Annotated in this window: 20 protein-coding genes; 13 read left to right on the top strand and 7 right to left on the bottom strand. The window is 39.0% G+C overall.

The features are described 5' to 3' along the window. The first annotated feature begins 40 nt into the window (after positions 1 to 40). Positions 41 to 1,225 (top strand): BaiN/RdsA family NAD(P)/FAD-dependent oxidoreductase, encoded by a 1,185-nt coding sequence (locus ACORJQ_RS01050; RefSeq protein ID WP_321325212.1) that lies wholly within the window; start codon positions 41 to 43, stop codon positions 1,223 to 1,225. A gap of 570 nt (positions 1,226 to 1,795) precedes the next feature. Further along, the gene (locus tag ACORJQ_RS01045) at positions 1,796 to 2,482 is read left to right on the top strand and encodes a hypothetical protein (protein WP_321325210.1); all 687 of its coding nucleotides are present in this window, start codon (positions 1,796 to 1,798) and stop codon (positions 2,480 to 2,482) included. Positions 2,483 to 2,551: 69 nt separating this feature from the next. On the opposite strand, the gene ACORJQ_RS01040 is transcribed toward ACORJQ_RS01045, so the two are convergent. From ACORJQ_RS01040 to ACORJQ_RS01025, 4 genes are read right to left on the bottom strand one after another with little or no spacing between them, the layout of a single operon-like run. Next, a complete protein-coding gene (locus ACORJQ_RS01040) occupies positions 2,552 to 3,757 on the bottom strand; it encodes an ABC transporter permease (protein WP_321325208.1) in 1,206 nt (401 codons plus the stop codon). Next, the gene (locus ACORJQ_RS01035) at positions 3,754 to 4,473 is read right to left on the bottom strand and encodes an ABC transporter ATP-binding protein (protein WP_321325206.1); all 720 of its coding nucleotides are present in this window, start codon (positions 4,471 to 4,473) and stop codon (positions 3,754 to 3,756) included. Before ACORJQ_RS01035 ends, ACORJQ_RS01040 begins: the two co-directional genes overlap by 4 nt. After that, positions 4,470 to 5,777, bottom strand: coding sequence for an efflux RND transporter periplasmic adaptor subunit (locus ACORJQ_RS01030; RefSeq protein ID WP_321325204.1), 1,308 nt, complete (start codon positions 5,775 to 5,777; stop codon positions 4,470 to 4,472). Before ACORJQ_RS01030 ends, ACORJQ_RS01035 begins: the two co-directional genes overlap by 4 nt. Then, positions 5,770 to 7,209, bottom strand: coding sequence for an efflux transporter outer membrane subunit (locus tag ACORJQ_RS01025; protein WP_321325203.1), 1,440 nt, complete (start codon positions 7,207 to 7,209; stop codon positions 5,770 to 5,772). The genes ACORJQ_RS01030 and ACORJQ_RS01025 overlap by 8 nt, the downstream gene beginning before the upstream one ends. A gap of 388 nt (positions 7,210 to 7,597) precedes the next feature. On the opposite strand from ACORJQ_RS01025, the gene ACORJQ_RS01020 reads away from it, so the two are divergent. The 3 genes from ACORJQ_RS01020 (at position 7,598) to gorA (ending at position 10,519) form a co-directional block, all read left to right on the top strand. Beyond that, positions 7,598 to 8,047, top strand: coding sequence for a hypothetical protein (locus ACORJQ_RS01020; RefSeq protein WP_321325202.1), 450 nt, complete (start codon positions 7,598 to 7,600; stop codon positions 8,045 to 8,047). Between the two features lie 175 nt (positions 8,048 to 8,222). Further along, entirely contained in the window at positions 8,223 to 8,960 is a 738-nt protein-coding gene (locus ACORJQ_RS01015) for a glutathione peroxidase (protein ID WP_321325201.1), read from the top strand. Positions 8,961 to 9,163: 203 nt separating this feature from the next. Next, complete coding sequence (gorA, locus tag ACORJQ_RS01010; protein ID WP_321325200.1) at positions 9,164 to 10,519, top strand: glutathione-disulfide reductase; 1,356 nt, start codon at positions 9,164 to 9,166, stop codon at positions 10,517 to 10,519. Between the two features lie 156 nt (positions 10,520 to 10,675). Here gorA and ACORJQ_RS01005 read toward each other — a convergent pair whose 3' ends face one another. Continuing rightward, entirely contained in the window at positions 10,676 to 11,050 is a 375-nt protein-coding gene (locus ACORJQ_RS01005) for a PilZ domain-containing protein (RefSeq protein WP_321325198.1), read from the bottom strand. Between the two features lie 332 nt (positions 11,051 to 11,382). Between ACORJQ_RS01005 and ACORJQ_RS01000 the strand changes: the two genes are divergently transcribed. Then, the gene (locus ACORJQ_RS01000; RefSeq protein WP_321325197.1) at positions 11,383 to 11,913 is read left to right on the top strand and encodes a gamma carbonic anhydrase family protein; all 531 of its coding nucleotides are present in this window, start codon (positions 11,383 to 11,385) and stop codon (positions 11,911 to 11,913) included. A 52-nt stretch (positions 11,914 to 11,965) separates the two neighbouring features. Further along, the gene (locus ACORJQ_RS00995; RefSeq protein WP_321325195.1) at positions 11,966 to 13,225 is read left to right on the top strand and encodes an MgtC/SapB family protein; all 1,260 of its coding nucleotides are present in this window, start codon (positions 11,966 to 11,968) and stop codon (positions 13,223 to 13,225) included. Positions 13,226 to 13,368: 143 nt separating this feature from the next. Here the strand turns inward: ACORJQ_RS00995 and aroE are convergent, their stop codons facing one another. Together aroE and hemB are read right to left on the bottom strand one after the other, a co-directional pair. After that, positions 13,369 to 14,202 carry a shikimate dehydrogenase gene (aroE, locus tag ACORJQ_RS00990; RefSeq protein ID WP_321325193.1) on the bottom strand — a complete coding sequence of 278 codons (834 nt, stop codon included), beginning with the start codon at positions 14,200 to 14,202 and terminating at the stop codon, positions 13,369 to 13,371. 3 nt (positions 14,203 to 14,205) lie between these two features. Further along, a complete protein-coding gene (gene hemB, locus ACORJQ_RS00985; protein ID WP_321325191.1) occupies positions 14,206 to 15,219 on the bottom strand; it encodes a porphobilinogen synthase in 1,014 nt (337 codons plus the stop codon). 88 nt (positions 15,220 to 15,307) lie between these two features. Between hemB and ACORJQ_RS00980 the strand changes: the two genes are divergently transcribed. The 6 genes from ACORJQ_RS00980 (at position 15,308) to moaE (ending at position 20,699) form a co-directional block, all read left to right on the top strand. Then, a complete protein-coding gene (locus ACORJQ_RS00980; protein WP_321325189.1) occupies positions 15,308 to 15,757 on the top strand; it encodes a hypothetical protein in 450 nt (149 codons plus the stop codon). Between the two features lie 249 nt (positions 15,758 to 16,006). Beyond that, positions 16,007 to 17,368, top strand: coding sequence for a sulfite dehydrogenase (gene soxC, locus ACORJQ_RS00975; RefSeq protein ID WP_321325187.1), 1,362 nt, complete (start codon positions 16,007 to 16,009; stop codon positions 17,366 to 17,368). Further along, the gene (locus ACORJQ_RS00970; protein ID WP_321325185.1) at positions 17,355 to 18,425 is read left to right on the top strand and encodes a c-type cytochrome; all 1,071 of its coding nucleotides are present in this window, start codon (positions 17,355 to 17,357) and stop codon (positions 18,423 to 18,425) included. The genes soxC and ACORJQ_RS00970 overlap by 14 nt, the downstream gene beginning before the upstream one ends. Positions 18,426 to 18,921: 496 nt before the next feature. After that, on the top strand, positions 18,922 to 19,923 hold the full coding sequence (gene moaA, locus ACORJQ_RS00965; protein ID WP_321325183.1) for a GTP 3',8-cyclase MoaA: 1,002 nt from the start codon (positions 18,922 to 18,924) through the stop codon (positions 19,921 to 19,923). Positions 19,924 to 19,976: 53 nt separating this feature from the next. Further along, positions 19,977 to 20,225 carry a molybdopterin converting factor subunit 1 gene (gene moaD, locus ACORJQ_RS00960; RefSeq protein WP_321325182.1) on the top strand — a complete coding sequence of 83 codons (249 nt, stop codon included), beginning with the start codon at positions 19,977 to 19,979 and terminating at the stop codon, positions 20,223 to 20,225. 6 nt (positions 20,226 to 20,231) lie between these two features. Continuing rightward, positions 20,232 to 20,699: a molybdopterin synthase catalytic subunit MoaE gene (gene moaE, locus ACORJQ_RS00955; protein WP_321325181.1), complete on the top strand. Its 468-nt coding sequence runs from the start codon at positions 20,232 to 20,234 to the stop codon at positions 20,697 to 20,699. The last annotated feature ends 157 nt before the right edge of the window (positions 20,700 to 20,856 follow it).

Below are 20,856 nucleotides of genomic sequence, written 5' to 3'. Positions count from 1 at the left end.
TTTAACTATTCGCTTAACCCTTTTCATTTAAAGAGATTATATGTCTAACAAACCCCAATATTGGGACGTAATTATTATTGGTGCTGGAGCATCAGGGTTAATGTGCGCCGCTACCGCCGGTTATCAAGGTAAATCTGTTTTGGTGATAGACCATGCACCTAAAGCGGCGGCTAAAATTCGTATTTCTGGTGGAGGTAAATGCAACTTTACCAATCTAGATGTGTCAGCGAATAATTACATTTGCCAAAATCCACATTTTGTAAAATCCGCTCTGTCACGTTATCCATCCTCTGCATTTATTGAATTGGTAGAGCGCCACGGTTTGGCTTATGAGCAAAGAGAACTCGGTAAACTGTTTTGTGCCGAGCGTGCCTCTGATTTAATTCAAATATTACGTACTGAAGCCGATTGGGCTGGTGTACAAGTCATGACTCACTGCTCAATCACTAAACTTGAATATGCCAATGAAATTTATCAACTTCACACTTCTGAAGGTCTGTTTGAAAGCTCAAAATTAGTTGTTGCTACAGGTGCGTTGTCTTTTCCAAAACTCAAAGCCACTGGCTTAGGGTATGACATTGCAAAACAATTTGGGCTTAATGTGATTTCAACTTTACCAGGTCTGGTACCCTTAGTATTTAAAGATAAATGGTTAGAACGTGTTGCAGGTCTAAGTGGTTTGGCTTTAGATGTTACGGTTTCTGCGGGCAAGCAATCGTTTCAAGAAGCCATTTTATTTACTCATAATGGGTTAAGTGGCCCAGGGATTCTACAAGCTTCAAATTATTGGCAAATGGGTAAACCTATCCAGATTAATCTTTTACCAGGCCTGGATATTTTAGAAGAGTTAAAACAGATTAAACAATCTGGTGAAAGCCTATCAAAATGGTTAAATCAACACTGGCCAAAACGTTTTTCCCAGGCCTGGTTAGATTGGTTTCCAATTGAAAACCAACTATCCAATTTAACTGATGATGCTCTCATTGAGTATGCCGCACTCATTCAAAACTGGACTTTATATCCAAGTGATACGGCTGGCTATGATAAAGCTGAAGTGACATTAGGTGGTGTAGATACCAATGAAGTTTCCTCTAAAACCTTTGAGGCCAAAAAACAACCAGGCCTGTATTTTATTGGTGAAGTCTTAGATGTGACTGGTCACTTAGGAGGCTATAACTTTCAATGGGCATGGGCTTCTGGTGTGGCTTGCGGTTTAGCGGTTTGATTTAAACAAACCTATTCACAATATAGCCGTTTGGTTATGTTATAGCTCTGTTTATGACCAACCATTAATAAACTATATAAACTTTGTTCATGGTAACTTCAATTTCAAGTCATTTTTGACTATTGAAGTGAAGTGGTTGATTGCTCTAAACTGAACTCAGTCCAAAAGCTTTTCTTCTCTCTAACCTCTCTCCTATAGCTTTTGGATGTTTTTATAAGTTTAGTTCAATGTTTTAGTACTTAGTTTTACAGTTGTATCTTCCAATTATGCCTTTGTAAAGCTAAGTACCTTTTATAACTTTTAACCTTTATTTATCAATATATTTTTAATTAATCGAATTTAGTTTAAAAATTTGGTAATTCAATCAAAATTTATTAGAGCACTACAACAAGAACCTGTTATCTAAAACACAAATTCATTGTGTAAAACGGGTGAAATACCTTCATTGCTTTCTACAATTTTGTTAAGTGCTTACAACGTAAATTTCTTGCTTCTGCTAAAAGGCCGTTTGTTGATTTTAAATGTGTCTTGTTAGTTATTAGCAATAAAGCATTTTAACGGAGAATTGAGATGTTCAGAATTATAGAATCGCAACAATTTTTACAAAAAAAAGATGTCATCATTGGTTCAGTCATTGCCATGATTATGGCCAGCGTATTTATTTATGTTGGAGGTACGGCCTTGCTGGCAACCTTTATACCGGCTTTAATCGTAGCTTGGTTAGTATTTGTTTCCATGTATTTAAAATCAATGCCATTACCAAAAGGAACAACCTTTGTACCCTTGTTTATGATGGCAATTTCGTGGCAGTTTTTGCACTTTACGGAAGAATTTTCTAATCACTTTTCAGACTTGTTTCCCGTTTTATACGGTGCTCCCGCCTTTACTCATGTTAAGTTTATTTCTATTAATATGATCTCGTATTTTTTATTCACCATAGCAACGGTTTTGGTGTTTACCAAAGGACTAAGATTTTTATTTGTGCCGGTGCTGTTTTTTGTAATGGGTGGGGCTTTAGGCAATGCGATTTGGCATACTTGGTGGGTGATTTGGTTTAAGGGATATTTTCCAGGTTTTTACACCGCACAAATATACTGGATTATTAGCTTTATTTTAATCAGTGCCATTGTAAAGTCTAATAAAGCCACCGTTGGTATTATGGTTCTGCTTATGCTTTTGTTGGTACCGTCTTTAACCTATTTGGCTTCGCCAGATGGAATTATAGCGGTGAAACAACAGATCATAAATCATTGGTAGTTGACTAAGTTAAGACGGTTTTAAATTCAGTATAAAGGGGGAGTAGTCCCCACTTATATTGGCGGTGGATTATTCGTGTCTCAAGGCATCAATAGGGTTTAAGCGGGCGGCGTTTCTGGCGGGTAGATATCCAAAAATAACGCCAACAGCGGCTGAGAATAAAAATGCCAATACGATAATGTTAATATCTAGCATTAATGGAACCGCCATTACATCGCTGAGAATTATTGAGGTGATTATGGCCAAGACAATACCAATAATACCGCCTAATGAAGACAGGACCATTGCCTCTACTAAAAATTGCCATAAAACCTCTTTTTCTAAAGCCCCAATGGCTAAACGAATCCCAATTTCACGGGTTCGTTCCGTTACGGAAACCAGCATGATATTCATAATGCCAATACCTCCAACCACTAAACTTACCGCGGCTACCGCGCCTAACAACATGGTCATGACTTTGGTGGTACTGGTGAGCGTTTCGGTGATTTGTCGGGTATCTAAAACTGAAAAATCATTTTTTTGATTATCGCTGAGGTGGCGACTATCTCTCAATAGTAAGGTAATAGCACGATTGACTACATTGGTATCGATATTGGGTTTAACAGATACACTAATCATGCTGACATCACTATTTCCGGTTATTCTGCGCTGTAATGTTTTTATTGGCACAATCACCATGTCATCCTGATCACTGCCCATAATCGATTGCCCTTTGCTCGCTAGCACACCGATAATTTCACATGAGAAGTTGGTGAGACGCAGTCTTTGCCCAATTGGATTGGTATCACCTAAAAGCTCTTTTACGATCGTTTTTCCGATAATACAACTAGATTTACCAGATTTAATCTCACTTTCAGTGAATTTTCGACCTTCTTTGAGATCCCAGTTACCAGTAATAAAGTATTCGTTATTGGTTCCCACAATTGAGGTTGACCAGTTTTTATTGCCATAGACAACTGTATTTTTAGCCGTAGCTATTGGAGCGACTGCGATAATTGAGTTTATTTCGTTTCGAATCGCATTAGCATCACTTACTTTAAAGCGTTTTACACTGACCGCATCTCGGATTGGCCCTCGTTGCCCTGGGCGTATCATTAGTAAGTTACTTCCTAAGCTTGATATTTGTGCAGTGACTTGGGCGGTGGCACCATTACCGAGAGTCACCATAGTAATTACAGCCGCTACACCAATAATAATACCGAGCATGGTTAAAATGGAACGCATTAAATTACGGCGAATTTCTCTTAGAGCAAGTAAAAAGGCATTCCAAATCATACTGAATCCCCTTGTTGCAGTTGGTCATTTTCTATTTCACCATCGACAAAATGAATAATGCGTTTTGCATAAGCGGCCATTTCTGCTTCATGGGTAACCATCAATACGGTAATGCCCATCTCGGTATTTAACGAGCGTAGTAGCTCCATAATTTCGAAACTTCTAGCGGTATCAAGGTTACCAGTGGGCTCATCGGCTAATAATACTTGTGGGTTGCTGACCAAAGCACGGGCAATGGCGACACGCTGTTGTTGTCCTCCAGATAGCTCTCCAGGAGAGTGATCTCCCCAGCCTTCCAAGCCCACTTTTTGAAGTGCTTGTTGGGCCGCTTGATGTCTTGAGTTCTTTGGTTCACCACGATAAATTAGTGGTAGTTCAACATTTTCAAGTGCTGAAGTACGCGCTAATAAGTTAAAGCCTTGAAACACAAAACCTAAATAATGTCGGCGAAGTAAGGCGCGTTGATCTCTATCTAAGTTTTCAACAGCAATGCCTTGAAAGAGATAGCTGCCCGATGTTGCCGTGTCTAAACAACCCAGTAAATTCATTGCAGTTGACTTACCTGAACCACTTGGTCCCATAATAGCCACAAACTCACCTGGGTAGATTTTTAAAGAAACATTCTTTAAAGCATTAAACGCGTTGCTACCTTCACCATAAACTTTGGTAATAGATTGAAACTCAATTAACGGTGTTGTGGCAGAATCATGATTCATTTTGTAGGAACCTCAACACCAATAATAATCTCATCTCCCTTATGTAAGTCGCCTTTGAGCACTTCTATTGAGGAGCCGTTAGAGTCACCTAAAGTGATAGATACAGGTTTAAGTTCGTTATTGACCATTTTCCATACCGTTTCAGTACCATCTTTGTTTTTAGATTTAACCAAATTCTGATTTGAACGACGGGGTCTTGGCATTAGGGATTGCATAATGCTGGTTTGTTTTTGCTTTGCACTGACTAAGTCAGGAGTGAAACGCAATGCTGCCATAGGAATTAGCAACACATTCTTTTTCTCTTTAACCAAAATATCGGCAGATGCAGTCATGCCAGGGCGTAATTTTAAGTCTTTATTAGACACACTTAATAAGGTGGCGTAAGTAACAACACCATCAAGAGTTTCGGCACCAAAACGTACTTGTTTGATTACTGCTGGAAAACGGGTATTGGGGTAGGCATCGACCGTAAATATCGCAGTTTGTCCTTGATTAACTTGACCAACATCCGCTTCGTCCACATTTACTTCTAGCTCCATGCTGGTTAAATCCTCAGCTAAAGTAAATAGAACTGGAGCAGTCATGGTAGCAGCAACCGTTTGCCCCGCCTCAATAGAACGTTTTAAGACAATACCATTAATGGGAGAAAGCACTTTAGTTTTGGCTAAATCCGTTTGATTTTGATCTAAATTGGCTTTAGCCTGCTCAACTTTTGCAAGAGCCGTGGTTTTGGCTGCTTTAGCTCGCAGTTGCGAGGCTTTTGCTGAGCTTAAGTCTGTTTTTGATGGTGCTTTTCCTGCAGAGAGTTTATACACTTCTAATAGACGTGCATAGTTTGCATCGGCTTCTTGTAAAGTGGCTTCAGCCTCTAAAACACCTGCTTCGGCCACTTGAAGTGACGCTTTGCTTTGCAATACTTGAGCTTGAAGCTTATCGGTGTTGAGTACGGCAAGTAATTGCCCTTTAGTGACTTTGTCATTGTAATCAACCAAAACTTTTTCAACGGTTCCAGATAGTTCACTACCCACTTCTACTTTATTGGTAGGCTGTAATGTTCCTGTTGCTGATACGGTAGCACGAATATCTCCTATTTTTACCTTGCTAGTTTGGTAAATTGGAGCACTACTTTGTTGCGGAAATAGCCATATTTTTAACCCATAGCCTAAGGCAATCACCAAAATAAGAACGAAGACCCAATACAATTTTTTAATGCGGGTTTTGGGTGATTTTTTTAATAGTGATTGCAATGCTTTCTTATCGTTATCTTGATTCGTTTTTAGCTCGTCATTTTGGGCACTATTCATTTTCTGATTCCTCTGACTTTGGCGATGAAGCCGCTTGCATTTGTTGCCATGCCCAATCACCCATGGTTGATTTGGTAAAGCTGATGGTGTATTTCAATAGCGATTGCTGTGCATTTAATACTTGTTGCTGAAGTCCTAAACGGGTTCTTTGTGCGATAAGAACTTCTGAAAACGCAATTTGCCCACTTTGATATTGCAACAAAGCCAGTTGCTCTTCATTTTTGGCTAACTCTAAAGCGGTTAAGGTTTTTTGTAGGTATTGCTGGGCGTTTTGTCTTTGTGTGTTAGCTAATTGCACTTCTGATAAAGCACTCAGCACCGTTTTTTTGTAATTTAACAAAGCTTGTAGGGCTTGTTCTTTGGCAATCATTACTGCAGATTTTCTTTGTCCGTTATCAAATAAAGTTTGTGACAAACTTGCGGCTAAACTGGTGATTAAACTGTTTACCGATAACATATCCGCTAAATTGGCAGCGGTACTGGTGAGTGAACCTCTTAACACAAAGTTTGGGTATAAGTTGGCTTGAGCCACCGCTTGATTCAATGCGGCTGATTTTGCTCTGTATTCAGCCGCTTTTACATCTGGACGATTACGTAAAATTTCAAGCGGCAGTTGATTGGTTTTAATGTCAGGAGCTGTGGGTAAGTCTTGTTCAGTTAATAAGCTTTTAGGGAGTTGAGCATAATTTACGCCTATTAAGCCCGCCAACTGATGTTGTAATTGTGCAATGGTCGCCTGATAATTTGGGATAGTTGCTTCTGTTTGAGCGTAACTACGGCGTGCCTGTTCTACAGCTAGTTGACTTTCTAATCCGGCGGTTGCTTGCCATTGCACCAGTTGTTCGGTCTCCTTCCAAGTTTGTAAGCTGGACTGTACCAATTTTAATATCTGTTGTTGTTGGCGTAGAGAAAAATAGGTATTGGCTACCTCAGAACTCAAAGAGATAACTAAGTCAGCATAGTCTGCTTTTGTGGCTTGCAAGAGCTCGGTGGCAGATTGAGTGGCGTTGCTTTTTTGGTTAAATATATCCGCTTCCCACTGAGCGTCTAACCCTAGAGAATAATTGTCAGTTTGTTGGTCTGTTTTATTTACATATTGGCTATTCATACCCGCAGAAGCAGACACCGTAGGGTAGGCATTAGCGTTGATTTGGCTTTGATAGGCACGGGCTTGTCTAATGGCGGATACTGCACTTAGGCTGTCTGGATTTGCAATGATTGCCTGGTTGATTAAGCTATTCAGGCTTGAATCGTTAAAGGTTTGCCACCAACCATTTTTTAAGGCTTTTAGCTCATTATTATCTAAGGATTGCGGTGTTTGTATTTGCGTGTAAGTTTCATTCACCGTAGGTGTTTTTGGTACAACAGGCTGCATCGAACACCCTGATGTTATTCCAACAATCATGAGCAATACCAAAAACTGACGTAGCATAATTAATCTCTCTGTTGGTTGCTGCAAATATTGAGCATTTTTAGGAGTCAAAATAAAGGTTCATTTACTATAAATATAGTTTAGTTGATTACGCAAGCGAAAAATGTGCAAATAAAGAGGAAATATGTCAGATTGACATAACGCTTGAATTTCAAAGTTCAGAACCAAATATTATGAATCCTTGCATGCTTTATTGAAGGTGCTTAAAGCATGCGGTTAAAATGCTAAATGGACAGCTTTAAACAATCCGTTTTAATGAGGTTATAATAAGCGGATAATTTAAAACAGCTAAGTAATAAGCCTGTAAGTAAAACGTATGAATAGGCTTAATCGTAGTGGCAATAGCAAATCATGCCATTTTGTTCACCAAGTATAGATAGTTAACACCATGAATTTATTAAATTTAGATGAAGCACAAAGAGCCCCTTTTGCACGTATTGCAGCGGGTTTGATTCGCGATAAGGGGATTGATCCCCGTGAGATTTTTTTGAATGTGCTAGAAAGCCAAGAAGCCCCTGAAATGAACTATTGGATGACTATAGTTTTGGTACAGGAGCATTTTGTTTCTGCACAACAAGAAGTCGCTAAAGATGCGGCAGGCGAAACGGTTAAACCTCTGCAAGCGGCATGTTTAATGCAAAATGTAGGTATGGTTGCAGCCTTGTTAGAGCTAGAAGGTTTTAAAGGGGGCGTAACCGATAGAGAATTTCAGTTAACGGCACGTATTGCTTCATCTCATGAAGACCAGGCAGTTTTGGGTTTATTAATGAAATATGCTCAAGAAAAAGACGTTTTAGAACCTTTTATGCGCACTTTACAGGGCTCAACGCTGCAATAAGTAGATGAATAAATGAATTTACTGATAGTTAATAACTATTGATATATTAGAAATAATTGATTTTATTTATTGTATTGCTTTCAGTATACTGGGTTTCAAGTTAACGAAAGATCTCGTTAAAACTTTAATTAACGACTAAACAGCACAAAACAGCTGTTTAATTGAGGAGTAAAAAATGGCATTAGTAAACAAAGAAGGTCAAAAAGTTCCAGCAGTTACATTCCGCACACGTCAAAATGATGAATGGGTTAATGTTACAACAGATGAATTATTTGCAGGTAAAACAGTCGCTGTGTTTTCACTGCCGGGAGCATTTACCCCAACGTGTTCTTCTAGCCACTTACCACGTTTTAACGAGCTAGCTTCTGTATTTAAAGCAAACGGCGTTGATAGCATTGTTTGTATGTCTGTAAACGATACATTTGTAATGAATGCTTGGGCAGAAGACCAAGAGGCAGACAACGTAACACTAATTCCTGATGGAAACGGCGAGTTCTCTGATGGTATGGGGATGCTGGTTGATAAAACGGACCTAGGTTTTGGAATGCGTTCATGGCGCTACTCTATGCTGGTTAAAGATGGCGTAATCGATAAGATGTTTATTGAACCAGAAGTAGAAGGCGACCCGTTTGAAGTATCTGATGCTGATACCATGCTTGCTTATATTAACCCAGAAGCACAGCCACCACGTGTTGCAACAATCTTCACTAAGCCTGGTTGCCCTTTCTGTAAAAAAGCGAAAGCGATGTTGACAGAAAACGGTATTTCTTATGAAGAAATTACCATTTCTAATCACGGGCCAAGCTCAAAAACATTACGTGCAGTTGCTCAGGCAAGTACTGTTCCACAAGTATTCATTGAAGGTGAACACATTGGTGGTTCAGATGATCTAGAAATGTTTTTAGCGAAGTAATTTTTATAAATTACTTGTTTTAACGCAATTTAATATTTACCAGGCCTGGTAAATATTAAGCTAGAATAATCTGCATTGATTATTTTAAAGAGCCGATAATGTTCTTCGCTATCGGCTTTTTTTATTGCTATTTATTAATGCCTTATAAAGTGATAAATAGGTTGTAAATAGCTATTAAGTCTATTAAAAACAAAGGATTAACCATGAGTTTTGATTATGATGTAATTGCAATTGGTGCCGGAAGTGGCGGTTTATCGATTGTAGAGCGTGCAGCAGAATACGGTAAAAAATGTGCAGTAGTTGAAGCCAAAAAACTGGGTGGAACTTGCGTAAACATTGGTTGTGTACCTAAAAAAGTCATGTGGTTTGGTGCACATATTGCCGAAGCTCTGCGTGATGCTCCTGACTTTGGTTTTGATGTTGACCAAAAAGGCTTTGATTGGGCAACTTTAGTAGAAAAACGTGAGCAATATATTAGCAATATCACCACTTGGTATGGTGGTTATATGTCTGATAAAGGGGTTGATGTTTTACACGGCTGGGGAAGTTTAGTTGATAAAAATACCGTTTTAGTTGATGGTAAAACCTATACAGCTGAAACCATTGTAATTGCTCCAGGTGGTACGCCACTTATTCCGCAAGAAACGGAAAATGCGGATCTAGGTATTAGCTCAGATGGATTTTTTGCGTTGACTGAACAACCTAAAAAAGTCGCTGTTGTAGGAAGTGGTTATATTGCCGTTGAACTTGCAGGAGTGTTTCAGGCTCTAGGTACCGATACCACATTGATTAGCCGTAAAGACTTAGTGTTACGTGGTTTTGATGACATGATTCGTGAAACATTAACGGATTCAATGTTAGAAAGTGGTATTACAAAAGAATATCACTTTGCAGTGAAAAAACTTGAACGTGCTGAAGACGGAACCATAAGTGTATACAGTACCGATGGCCAAGAAATTCACGGTTTTGACCAAGTAGTTTGGGCAGTTGGTCGTACTACGTTGATTGAACCTTTAGCTTTAGAAAACGCAGGCCTTTCTGCCAACGGTAAAGGCTTTATAGAGGTTGACGAAAATCATAAAACGGCAGTAGATAATATCTACGCTATCGGTGATGTTACAGGTCAACCTCAATTAACTCCTGTGGCGATTCGTGCAGGTCGTTATTTGGCTGAGCGTTTATACAACAATAAGCCTCACTTGAAATTAGATTTAAGTTCAGTGCCAACGGTGATTTTTTCTCACCCACCAGTAGGTACGGTTGGTTTAGCCGAACACGATGCTCGCAAAGAATATGGTCATGACAATGTGAAAGTTTATACATCAAGCTTTACGCCAATGCGTTATGCATTTACTAAGCATCAAATCAAAACCGCTTTAAAATTGGTGGTTACTGGTGACGATGAAAAAGTAGTGGGTATTCACATTGTGGGTGATGGTGCGGATGAAATGTTGCAAGGTTTTGCCGTTGCAGTGCAAATGGGAGCTACTAAAGCGGATTTAGATGCCACCATTGCCATTCACCCATCTAGCTCAGAAGAGTTAGTGACAATGCGTTAAGTTTTGAGTTTTGTTTACTTGATTAGACACGTTAATTAAAAAAGGCCGTTTATTTATAATAAACGGCCTTTTTTTATGCAAGGAACCAAATTACCAGGCCTGGTAAAAACAAAACTTGGCTTAAATAGGCAACAGTAAGGTAATGTGTTTTAGGGTTTATTGATTTGGATGTTTAATGGTTTCAAAAAACTTTGTATATTCAAGTGATTGCTTGTAAATACTACCCCCAATGTAATATTCAAAATCAACCTCTTGGCAAGACTGGACATTTACCTTTAGGCTTACAGGGGTCATGGTGTTCATTGATTTACGTTCAAAATTGATCTCTACTTGCTCATTAGTATTCAGAGGAACAGCCGATAAAAAACCAATACCTGTAGATGATAGATTGATGATTGTGGTGTAAATGGTGTGACCTTTCTGAATCAGAATAGAAGGTAAGTGAGCGGGCAACCTTTCTTCTCTGCGTCGATCGATGAACTCTTGGCTCTGTTTTTTTGGCTGTAACAAACTATGTTCTGGCGTTTTCATCTGGCTAATTAATCATCTGATTTAATATGAGTTAAGTTTAGCAAACTAAGTAATTAATAGAACTATGTATAAGTGCGTATAAAGTGCTTTTTGTAATAAAATTTTTTTAGTAAATTGCTTAGGTTATAAATCTTATTATGTAACCTATGTAAAGCTTATCTGTAGAATCTGGTTATTATGAGATGCCTTTTCTTGAACCGTATTTAAGCTAGCATGATATGACTAGGGATTATGACTAGGCTATAATCTTGGGTTATAAAATGAAACACTTGGAGTAAGTTATCAATATGAATTGCTGGGTTATCCAATAAAAAGTAAGGGAGAAAGTATAAATGGCAATTAGAAAATATAAGTCATTTATTCCGCAAGTGGCATCAACTGCTTGGGTGGATGATAGTGCCGTAGTTATTGGCAAAACCGTATTAGGTGAAGATGTGGGTATATGGCCTAATGCCACTTTGCGTGGTGATGTGAATGATATTGTTATTGGAGATCGTTCTAATATTCAAGATGGTGCTGTGGTGCATACCACTCATGAAAGTGATCGGTCTAAAGGATCCAAATGTATTGTGGGTAAAGATGTGACCGTTGGTCATAATGCGATATTACATGGCTGTATTCTTGAAGACGAGTGTTTAATAGGTATGGGAGCGGTTGTTTTAGATAATGCCGTAGTTCAAAAGCATGTGTTGGTTGGGGCAAATAGTTTAGTACCACCAGGTAAGGTTTTAGAGAGTGGTTATTTGTATGTAGGCTCTCCGGTTAAACAAGCACGTCCATTAACTGAAAAAGAGATTGCTTTTTTTAAGTACTCAGCCCAACACTATGTAAAGCTTAAAAATGACTATCAGGCAGCAGAGTAGTCGTTAGAGGGTTTATTTAAACTAGCTTAAACCACAATAGTATGGAAATACGATGATTGCATTGCAACATGAGCTTTGGGCTCAATTGGTACTGATTTTACTGTTCAGTTTTTTAACCGGTTCTGAGTTAAGGGGTTATCAGCATAAGTTTCATGCGGCCACTCAAGAACTGTTTTTGGGCACAGTAAGAACAATGACCCTAACAGGATTAATGGCAAGTGTATTCTTTTTAGTAAACGAATGGCTTTACTTGCTTGGGTTTGCCTCTTTATCAGTGCTTTTTGCTCTGTTGTATTGGCAACGTCTAAAAGTTCAAAACAGTAGCCTGCTTACATTTTTGGTGTGGGCGTTAACCTATAGTTATGCTCCTTTAGTTATGACTCAACCATTATGGTTGGCTTCTGGAGTTTTTGTGGTGATAGTTTTATTGCTTAATTCTAAACAAGTGTTAAACGATCTGGCTGAAAAGGTCTCTAATGATGAGCTAAATACGCTCGCTAAACTTGTACTTTTAAGCGTGGTTATTTTGCCGCTGTTACCACAAGACAATATTAATCTATGGATTCCTGTTTCACCGTTTAAGATTTGGTTGGCGGTGGTGGTGGTTTCGTCTGTTTCTTATTTAGGTTATGTTTCACAAAAGTTCTTTGTAAAAGACCAAGGATTAATGGTAACGGGTATTTTAGGAGGGATTTATTCTTCTACTGCTACCACGGTTGTTTTGGCTAAAAAATCAAATGAATATCCTCGCCTAAGTTACAAAATGACCGCTGCAATTATCTCTGCAACCGGTCTTATGTACATTAGGCTGTGGGTTATAGCTGCTTTATTTATGTGGAGTGTCGCACTTGAACTTTTACCTGTTTTATTAGGGTTAAGTGTAGCGGCGTTTGTACTGTCGTTTATTTATATTCAAGTCGAAAATCGTAATGGTGAACATAAGAATATTGATAGCAGTAGTGTTCAAAATCCGTTAGAGCTTAAGGTCGCCTTTATTTTTGCCGGTCTGTTTGTTCTTATGGCGGTGGTCACACAATTTGTTATGAATAGTTATGGCGATACCGGGGTGCGGTACCTTTCTGCTTTAGTTGGGTTTACCGACATTGATCCTTTTGTACTTTCAATATTAAACGGTAGCTATGAAGCTCAAAATAATGTGATTGCGGGGGCGATTTTAATTGCAGCAGGTTCAAATAACCTACTTAAAGCTACCTATGCTTTGGCGTTGGCTGAGCCAAAATCTGGGCGTTTTTCTGCTTTTTGGTTGGCGGTACTTGGTGTGATTAGTATTGCGATTGGTTGGCAGTTGTAATAAGTTTTGAATTGAATTGAATTGAATTGAATTGATTTGAGGTGTGCTAATAAATAGCAAACGAGATTGATTTATTGGAAGATAATTTAATTACCAGGCCTGCTAAATAATAAAATTACCAGGCCTGGTTGTTTTGACTTGTTTTAAGAGATGGTTTCTCTTACTTCTTTAATGACTGAAGCGGTTTCTGGCCTAACACCTCGCCAAATATAAAACGCTTCTGCAGCTTGACCTACTAACATGCCTAAACCATCCATGGTTTTACAGCTAGGTTGAGCGTGCTGAGCCCAATCCATAAATACAGTGGGTTTAGCACCGTACATCATGTCATAAACCAAACTATCAGCTCCAATTACCTTGTTGGATATAGGCGGTAGTTTGCCCTCTAAACTGGCGGACGTACCATTAATGATAATATCAAATGGTGTTTCAGGAATCTCTTCCCAGCCACTGGCAGTAATAGGCACAGAGCTATTGAAGCGCTCAGCTAATACTTGTGCTCGTTTGGCTGTGCGGTTGGCAATGTGTACCAGGCCTGGAGATTTTGCTAAAAGAGGTTCTAAAATACCTTGTACCGCACCGCCAGCACCTAATATTAATACTTTTTTGTCTTTAAAAGAGCACAGGCCGTTTATTTCAATGTCATTCACTAAGCCAATACCGTCAGTGTTGTCACCTAAGGTTAAACCGTCTGATTTAAAATCAAACGTATTCACCGCATGTGCAGTTTGAGCTCTTTGTGAGAGCTGGTCAGCATATTCAAATGCATCGAGTTTAAACGGTACGGTAATGTTAATGCCTTTATAACCACGGTTTTTTAAGTCAGCAATCGCCCATTCAAATGTCGTCTCTTCTGAATCAATCAAAATCGCTTCATAAACTAAATCTTGCTCAGTTTGTTCTGCAAACAAACGGTGAATCAGCGGTGATTTTGAATGAGCAATGGGATTACCAACAACGGCATATTTATCTGTCATTTCTTAGTTACCTTGTTGAGCTTCTTTTAACCAAATGGCTGCCAATTTTGCGTAGTAGGTTAAAATGCCGTCAGCTCCTGCACGTTTACAGCTTAATAATGTTTCAAGAACCACTGATTTTTCATCAATCCAGCCATTTTGAGAGGCCGCTTTTAACATCGCATATTCACCACTAACGTGATACACATAAGTTGGGGCTTTAAATTCATTTTTAATATCACGCACTATATCTAAATACGGAATACCAGGCTTAATCATCACCATGTCAGCACCTTCATTTAAATCTAAAGAGACTTCGTGAAGAGCTTCGTTTCTATTAGCTGGGTCCATTTGGTATGTGTTTTTATTGCCTTTACCTAAATTACCAGCTGAACCTACTGCATCGCGGAATGGACCATAATAAGATGAGGCATATTTTGCTGAGTAAGCCATAATACGGGTGTTAATATGTCCGTGTTCCTCAAGCAGTTCTCTAATTTCAATAATGCGTCCATCCATCATGTCTGAAGGTCCAATAACATCGGCTCCCGCTTCTGCATGAGACAACGCCTGTTGCATTAAGGCATCAATTGTATCGTCATTTAATACATAGCCATCTTCATCAATAATGCCGTCTTGACCATGGGTGGTAAATGGATCTAAAGCTACATCCGTCATTATTCCTAACTCAGGACAAGCCGCTTTAACGGCTCTTACTGCTCTTTGTGCTAAACCTTCTGGATTGTATGCTTCTTCTGCCGTTAATGATTTAACTTCTACCGGCGTAACTGGAAAAAGTGCAATCATTGGAATACCTAATGCGTGAATCTCTTTGGCTTCTGCAACTAAAAGGTCTATACTCAATCGCTCAACTCCTGGCATAGATTTTACGGGTTCGCGGCTATTGTGGCCTTCAATCACGAACATAGGCAATATTAGGTCATTGGTTGTCAGCACGTTTTCACGCATTAAGCGACGAGAAAACTCATCCTTACGCATGCGACGCATTCGAGTAATGGGAAATTGGCGATCAATCATAATGGTTACCTTTTTAAAATAGTCAGCGAGAACGGATAATAGTATCGAATGATACCTCCCACAGTGTTAAAAATAAAGGAGACAACGAGTGGAAGACTTAATGGAGTATATGTTTTTTGATGAAGCCCTAGCAAAACGCTTTCAAACCTATTGTGAAAATCTAGGTGTAGCAACGGAGCTGGTTGTTGACATTACTCATACAGATGACGACTCTTTTACGATTAAGATTGCCGACGGTCTTGACGACACTTTAATGGAAAAAATTGAAGAAGAGTATGGAGATATGTTGTTTGGTGAGCAAGCGGCACAAGTTGAAGGTAATGATGATGGGGGAGCAATTGCGGATGCATGCGGTGTTCAAGTTCAGTTAAGCTCGGGCCAATTTACTACTGTAGCGATTCACCCTGAAATTATGAATAAGATACTTTCTGTACTAACAATTGATGAATTACAACAATTCTTAAGTCAAGTTGCTGAAGATATAGAAAATCCTAAAATGGGGCCAATATGCTCAAGAGAAAGCCTACCCACTATATAGTGTGTTTTAACTGAAAAAAAGACAGGGTATAGATATAAACCGTTACCCTTATAAAAAAATTATATAAGAGATTCCTAATTTTTGTTGTGTTTAGACTTGCAGTCATAGATTTTAAAATTTATTATAGCTAGCCAGCAATAACTGTATTAGCCTTGGTTGGTGACAACTGTTCGGCAATCAGGCTATTTGGATAATTTAAACTCTTGAATCTGGGGTGTTACTTTTAGTAAGGCCATCAAGGAGCAATAAATGACAGATCAAATCGTAGAAAAGGTTGCAGTTCAGACTGAAGACAGTCGCAACCAAGGTCGTCGTGCCTTTTTAAAAGGTAGTGCGGCTGTAGCTGGTGGAGTGATGTTCACTAAAGCAGCTAGTGCAGCAGAAGGTGCTGGTTATGATGCTAAGAAAGCAGTAGCCCCTTATGCTGGTAAAGAAGAAATTACAACAGTATTACAAGACGGAGCGGCTCGTAAGTCTCTTGGTTTTGGTGTTCGTAAGTACCCATATGGTATGCCTTCACCTTTTGAAAAAGAAGTTCAACGTCGTACTTTAGAATGGTTAACACCAGATTCTATGGCTTCGATTACTATGACTCCTATTCAAAGCCTAAACGGTATCATTACTCCTAACGGTCTTCACTTTGAACGTTACCACGGTGGTGTACCAACAATTGATCCTGAAAAACATCGTTTAGTTATTCACGGTTTAGTTGAGCGCCCATTAATCTTCACTATGGAAGATCTTAAGCGTTTCCCATCAGTATCACGTATTCACTTCATCGAATGTCCTGCTAACGGAGCGTTAGAGTGGAAGGGTGTTCAGTTGAACTCTGTACAGTGGACTCACGGAATGATGTCTTGTGTTGAATACACTGGTGTACGTCTATCTGATCTATTAAAAGAAGCTGGTATTAAGCCTGAAGGTAAGTGGATTATTCCTGAAGGTGCGGATGCTTCTGGTATGTCTCGCTCTATTCCTTTAGATATGGCTATGGATGACTGTTATGTAGCTTATGCACAAAACGGTGAAGCTCTACGTCGTGAGCAAGGTTACCCAATCCGTTTAGTTGTACCTGGTTGTGAAGCTAACATGTGGGTTAAATACCTACGTCGTGTACAAGTTCATGATGTTCCTTTACAGCACCGTGAAGAAACTTCTAAGTATACTGAACTTATGCCTGATGGAACTGCTCAGCGTTTCTCATGGTATATGGAAGCTAACTCAGTTATTACTTACCCATCACCAGACTTTAAAATGCAAGGCCCAGGTAAATACTATGTTCGTGGTTTAGCATGGTCAGGTCGTGGTAAGGTTGCTCATGTTGATATCTCTGTTGACGGTGGTAAAAACTGGAAAGAAGCACATTTCACTTCTCCTGTTCTTGATAAAGCTTGGACTCGTTTTGAGTTTGAATGGGATTGGGATGGTTCAGAAGCATTCCTAATGAGCCGTGTTACAGATGAAACAGGTTATGTACAACCTCCTATGCCGCAAATGCGTAACTTAGAAGGTACTAACAATGTTTATCACCGTACAGCTATGGTTACATGGCGTGTACACGCATGGGAAGATGGTAAAAGCGGAGGCATGGTAGAAAATGTTCAGTACTAAAAAAACGTTGGTTGTAGCTACTGTTACAGCATTATTCTCAGGTTCTGTTTTTGCTATGTCTGGAAACTCAGACAGCAACTCAGCATCGGGTGAAAAAATTGATGGCAAATATGCCGCAAACTACAAGCAAATTATCAAAGATGCTGACGGTAAATATTTAGATTCTAAAGTTATCGAAGCCATTCTTGGTAAAGATGCAGCTTATGGTCGTGAAGGTTTGGAAGGAAAATTAGATCCTGCTAACCCATATTCTTTCGAAGTTGATGACAGCATCGATGGTGGTAATCACGGTAACGCTCAGTGTAAAGTACCTGATGCTTTCGTTGACGTTCACCAAGCTGCTGACAAGCATTTCTACAGCGATTCAAAATTCGTTGCTAAAGGATTTGGTACACCAATCGCTGAAGCTGCTTTAGCTAAATGGAATATCTCTGTTGATGGTGATGGTAATGGTCTTCCTGATCCTAAAGTTGGTATGACTGTAGAAGAAGGTGGAAAGGTTTACGTTCAGTTCTGTGCTATGTGTCACGGTGAATTTGGTGAAGGTGCTAAAGGTTATCTTCCTCTTGCTGTTGATGAAAACTTAGTAACATCTGACTTCAGTGATCCAGCTCCTCAGAAAACTGTAGGTAACTACTGGCCTTACGCTACGACATTGTTTGATTACATCCGTCGTACAATGCCTTTCTGGACTCCAAACGCTCCGTTCATCGGTGATGCTGGATACATGGGTATGGTTGGTTACATCCTTCAGTCTAACTATGTTCCAATGGATGCAGAAGGTACTCAGTTAGAAGATGATACTTTCTTCAACTCTGAAGTTCTTATGAAAATGAATAAATTCATGAAGAACCAAGGTAACTTCTTCTGTGACCACCGTCCAGTTATCCATAACGCACGTTGCATGACTAACTGTCCTGACATCGAAGTTGGTAACGGTAAAGGTGATATCCATAAATATCGTCAAGCACGTAAACTACCTGACGGAACTCCTCAGTACAACGTTCCACAACGTTTACATGAAGATCCACCAGGGGTAGGTCACGCTGGAATGTAATTTTTAGTGGCCGAATGGCCGCTAAGAATTACTAACTCATCGTTGGGAAATCATCACTTACATTTGTAAGCTCAGATTTCCCGCCTTGATTTAGTAAATTTAGCATCCATTCTCCTCACTAAAAAGTTATGTTGAAAACCCGCGATTACTTAGGTAATCGCGGGTTTTTTTATGTCTAAAGAAAAGTCTGTGTGATTAAAAATTACCAGGCCTGGTATGCCCAGTGGCTATCCAGGCTTTTTGTGCATAAGGTAATTAAAACGTTATGAGTGAAGTAAGAGAGAGAAATCTAAAAGTTAAAAGCGATATGTAGTTAATTTGATTAGAAAAATTAATCTTAGCGAATAATAATTTTAATAACAAATCATTGAATTCTAATATGTATTACGTGTAAAATGCGTTATTCCCGCTTGGCTATATCGCTAATTGAGATGCTTCATGTTTTATGAAAGCTGTACGGGTTAAACAAAGGGCTTGTTACAACAAGATAGATATTATGCGTAAAGAATTAATAGATCCATTTAACAGAAAGATTGAGTATGTTCGTGTATCGGTAACCGATAAATGTAATTACCGTTGTGGTTATTGCATGCCTGAACAAGGTGTACATCCGGACGGTACTCATACTGAATATCTTTCCTATGATGAGTTGGCTCGTATTATTAAAGCTTTTGTTAATCTCGGGGTTGCTAAGGTGCGTCTAACTGGTGGCGAGCCGCTTGTAAGAAAAAATCTTTCAAGTTTGGTAGAGCAAATTAGTCAATACGAAGGGCTTGAAGATATTGCCTTATCAACGAATGCTCATCATTTAGGCCGAGAAGCTGAAGCGTTAACTAAAGCCGGTATTACTCGTTGTAATATCTCTATTGATTCACTTAAGGAAGAGCGATTTAATAAAATTACTCGTGGTGGTGATCTGGTTAAAGTATTGGCAGGTGTTGATAAGGCTTTAGAAGTTGGTATGAAACCGGTTAAATTCAATATGGTCGTTATGAAAGGTACTAATGACGACGAAATTGAAGCTATGGTGGATTACGGCTTAGAAAAAGGTGTGGAAGTACGTTTTATAGAAACGATGCCTATTGGCCCAGCAGGCGTTAGCATGATGGATCAACACTATCCGGCAGATAAAATATTAGCCAGAATTAAAAAACATGTTGGTACTGACTTAATTCCATCTTCTGGTAAAAGCCACGATGGCCCTTCACGTAATTTTTTAATTGCTGGAACAAATACTAAGATTGGCGTTATTTCAGCTGTTTCTCAACATTTTTGTGAAACCTGTAATCGTGTACGATTAACGGCTAAAGGCGTTTTGGCTCTATGCTTAGGTCAAGAAGATTCGGTAGATTTAAGAACGCCATTACGTAATGGCGTTACTGATGAAGAATTAGAACAAATCATTACTGATGCGATGTTAAAGAAACCAGAAAAACACTTCTTTAATGAAAACGTTCACAATATAGAATTTAGACAAATGGTTCAACTTGGTGGATAGGTTTAAGTTAACTAGCTTAAGCAAATTAACCTCTTTTTGAATAGGAAAGTGAAATGGTAAATGTATTATATTTTGCAAGTTTTAGAGAAATGCTTGGTACAGCAGATGAACAAATTAAAGCCGACTACGGAACAGTGGGGGCATTAATTGAAGACTTAGCAACACGTGGTGAAAATTGGCAACAAGCGTTATTAAATAACCAAAACTTACAGATTGCCGTTAATCATGACGTGGCTCAAAGAGACACTTTAATCAAAGCGGGTGATGAAGTTGCATTTTTCCCTCCAGTAACCGGTGGTTAAATTTTTGTGAGCCAGTATCCATTTATTAAAATTCAATCTGAAGACTTTGATTTAACCACTGAAGTAGCTGCATTACGTGCTGGGCATAAAAATATTGGTGCGGTAGTGAGTTTTGTAGGTACGGTTAGAGATATTAATGAAGGTGATGAAGTTAGTATTCTTGAATTAGAACACTATCCAGGAATGACTGAGAAAGCTCTTGAAAAAATTCGTCTAGAAGCACATGAAAGATGGGAGCTTGAATCCAGTTTAATTATTCACCGAATTGGTAAAATGTACCCAACAGATCAAATTGTTTTGGTAGCCGTTTCAAGTCGTCACCGAGAAAATGCATTTTATGCTTCGCATTTTATTATGGATTATTTAAAAACTAATGCTCCTTTCTGGAAAAAAGAAACCCTTCCAAATGGTGATGAGCGTTGGGTTGATGCAAGAATCTCTGATAAAGATGCTGAACAACGTTGGGCTAAGTAAAACGCCTTGATTTTTATGTAGTCATATAAGCTATAGTTGTTCTAAAACACCAGCTACACCAAAAAAACTATCATTTCCCTGCTAATGCGGGGATTTTTATATAAGATCTTTGCACGTAATGACGCGAAACAAAGCACACGTTCAAAGGTCTCTATTA

Source organism: Thiomicrorhabdus sp. (assembly GCF_963662555.1).
In the GTDB taxonomy this organism is placed as follows: domain Bacteria; phylum Pseudomonadota; class Gammaproteobacteria; order Thiomicrospirales; family Thiomicrospiraceae; genus Thiomicrorhabdus.
Note: the sequence above shows the minus strand (reverse complement) of the source record. Positions and strands in the feature narration are given on the sequence as shown.

Coding starts and splice junctions, on each gene's coding strand:
- hemB (WP_321325191.1), bottom strand. CDS start 15,219: ATGATTGATCGCCAATTTCCCATTACTCGAATGCGTCGCATGCGTAAG.
- moaA (WP_321325183.1), top strand. CDS start 18,922: ATGCGTAAAGAATTAATAGATCCATTTAACAGAAAGATTGAGTATGTT.
- aroE (WP_321325193.1), bottom strand. CDS start 14,202: ATGACAGATAAATATGCCGTTGTTGGTAATCCCATTGCTCATTCAAAA.
- soxC (WP_321325187.1), top strand. CDS start 16,007: ATGACAGATCAAATCGTAGAAAAGGTTGCAGTTCAGACTGAAGACAGT.
- ACORJQ_RS01035 (WP_321325206.1), bottom strand. CDS start 4,473: ATGAATCATGATTCTGCCACAACACCGTTAATTGAGTTTCAATCTATT.
- ACORJQ_RS00995 (WP_321325195.1), top strand. CDS start 11,966: ATGATTGCATTGCAACATGAGCTTTGGGCTCAATTGGTACTGATTTTA.
- ACORJQ_RS01050 (WP_321325212.1), top strand. CDS start 41: ATGTCTAACAAACCCCAATATTGGGACGTAATTATTATTGGTGCTGGA.
- ACORJQ_RS01045 (WP_321325210.1), top strand. CDS start 1,796: ATGTTCAGAATTATAGAATCGCAACAATTTTTACAAAAAAAAGATGTC.
- ACORJQ_RS01020 (WP_321325202.1), top strand. CDS start 7,598: ATGAATTTATTAAATTTAGATGAAGCACAAAGAGCCCCTTTTGCACGT.
- ACORJQ_RS01015 (WP_321325201.1), top strand. CDS start 8,223: ATGGCATTAGTAAACAAAGAAGGTCAAAAAGTTCCAGCAGTTACATTC.
- ACORJQ_RS01005 (WP_321325198.1), bottom strand. CDS start 11,050: ATGAAAACGCCAGAACATAGTTTGTTACAGCCAAAAAAACAGAGCCAA.
- ACORJQ_RS00970 (WP_321325185.1), top strand. CDS start 17,355: ATGTTCAGTACTAAAAAAACGTTGGTTGTAGCTACTGTTACAGCATTA.
- ACORJQ_RS01040 (WP_321325208.1), bottom strand. CDS start 3,757: ATGATTTGGAATGCCTTTTTACTTGCTCTAAGAGAAATTCGCCGTAAT.
- gorA (WP_321325200.1), top strand. CDS start 9,164: ATGAGTTTTGATTATGATGTAATTGCAATTGGTGCCGGAAGTGGCGGT.
- moaD (WP_321325182.1), top strand. CDS start 19,977: ATGGTAAATGTATTATATTTTGCAAGTTTTAGAGAAATGCTTGGTACA.
- ACORJQ_RS01030 (WP_321325204.1), bottom strand. CDS start 5,777: ATGAATAGTGCCCAAAATGACGAGCTAAAAACGAATCAAGATAACGAT.
- ACORJQ_RS01025 (WP_321325203.1), bottom strand. CDS start 7,209: ATGCTACGTCAGTTTTTGGTATTGCTCATGATTGTTGGAATAACATCA.
- ACORJQ_RS01000 (WP_321325197.1), top strand. CDS start 11,383: ATGGCAATTAGAAAATATAAGTCATTTATTCCGCAAGTGGCATCAACT.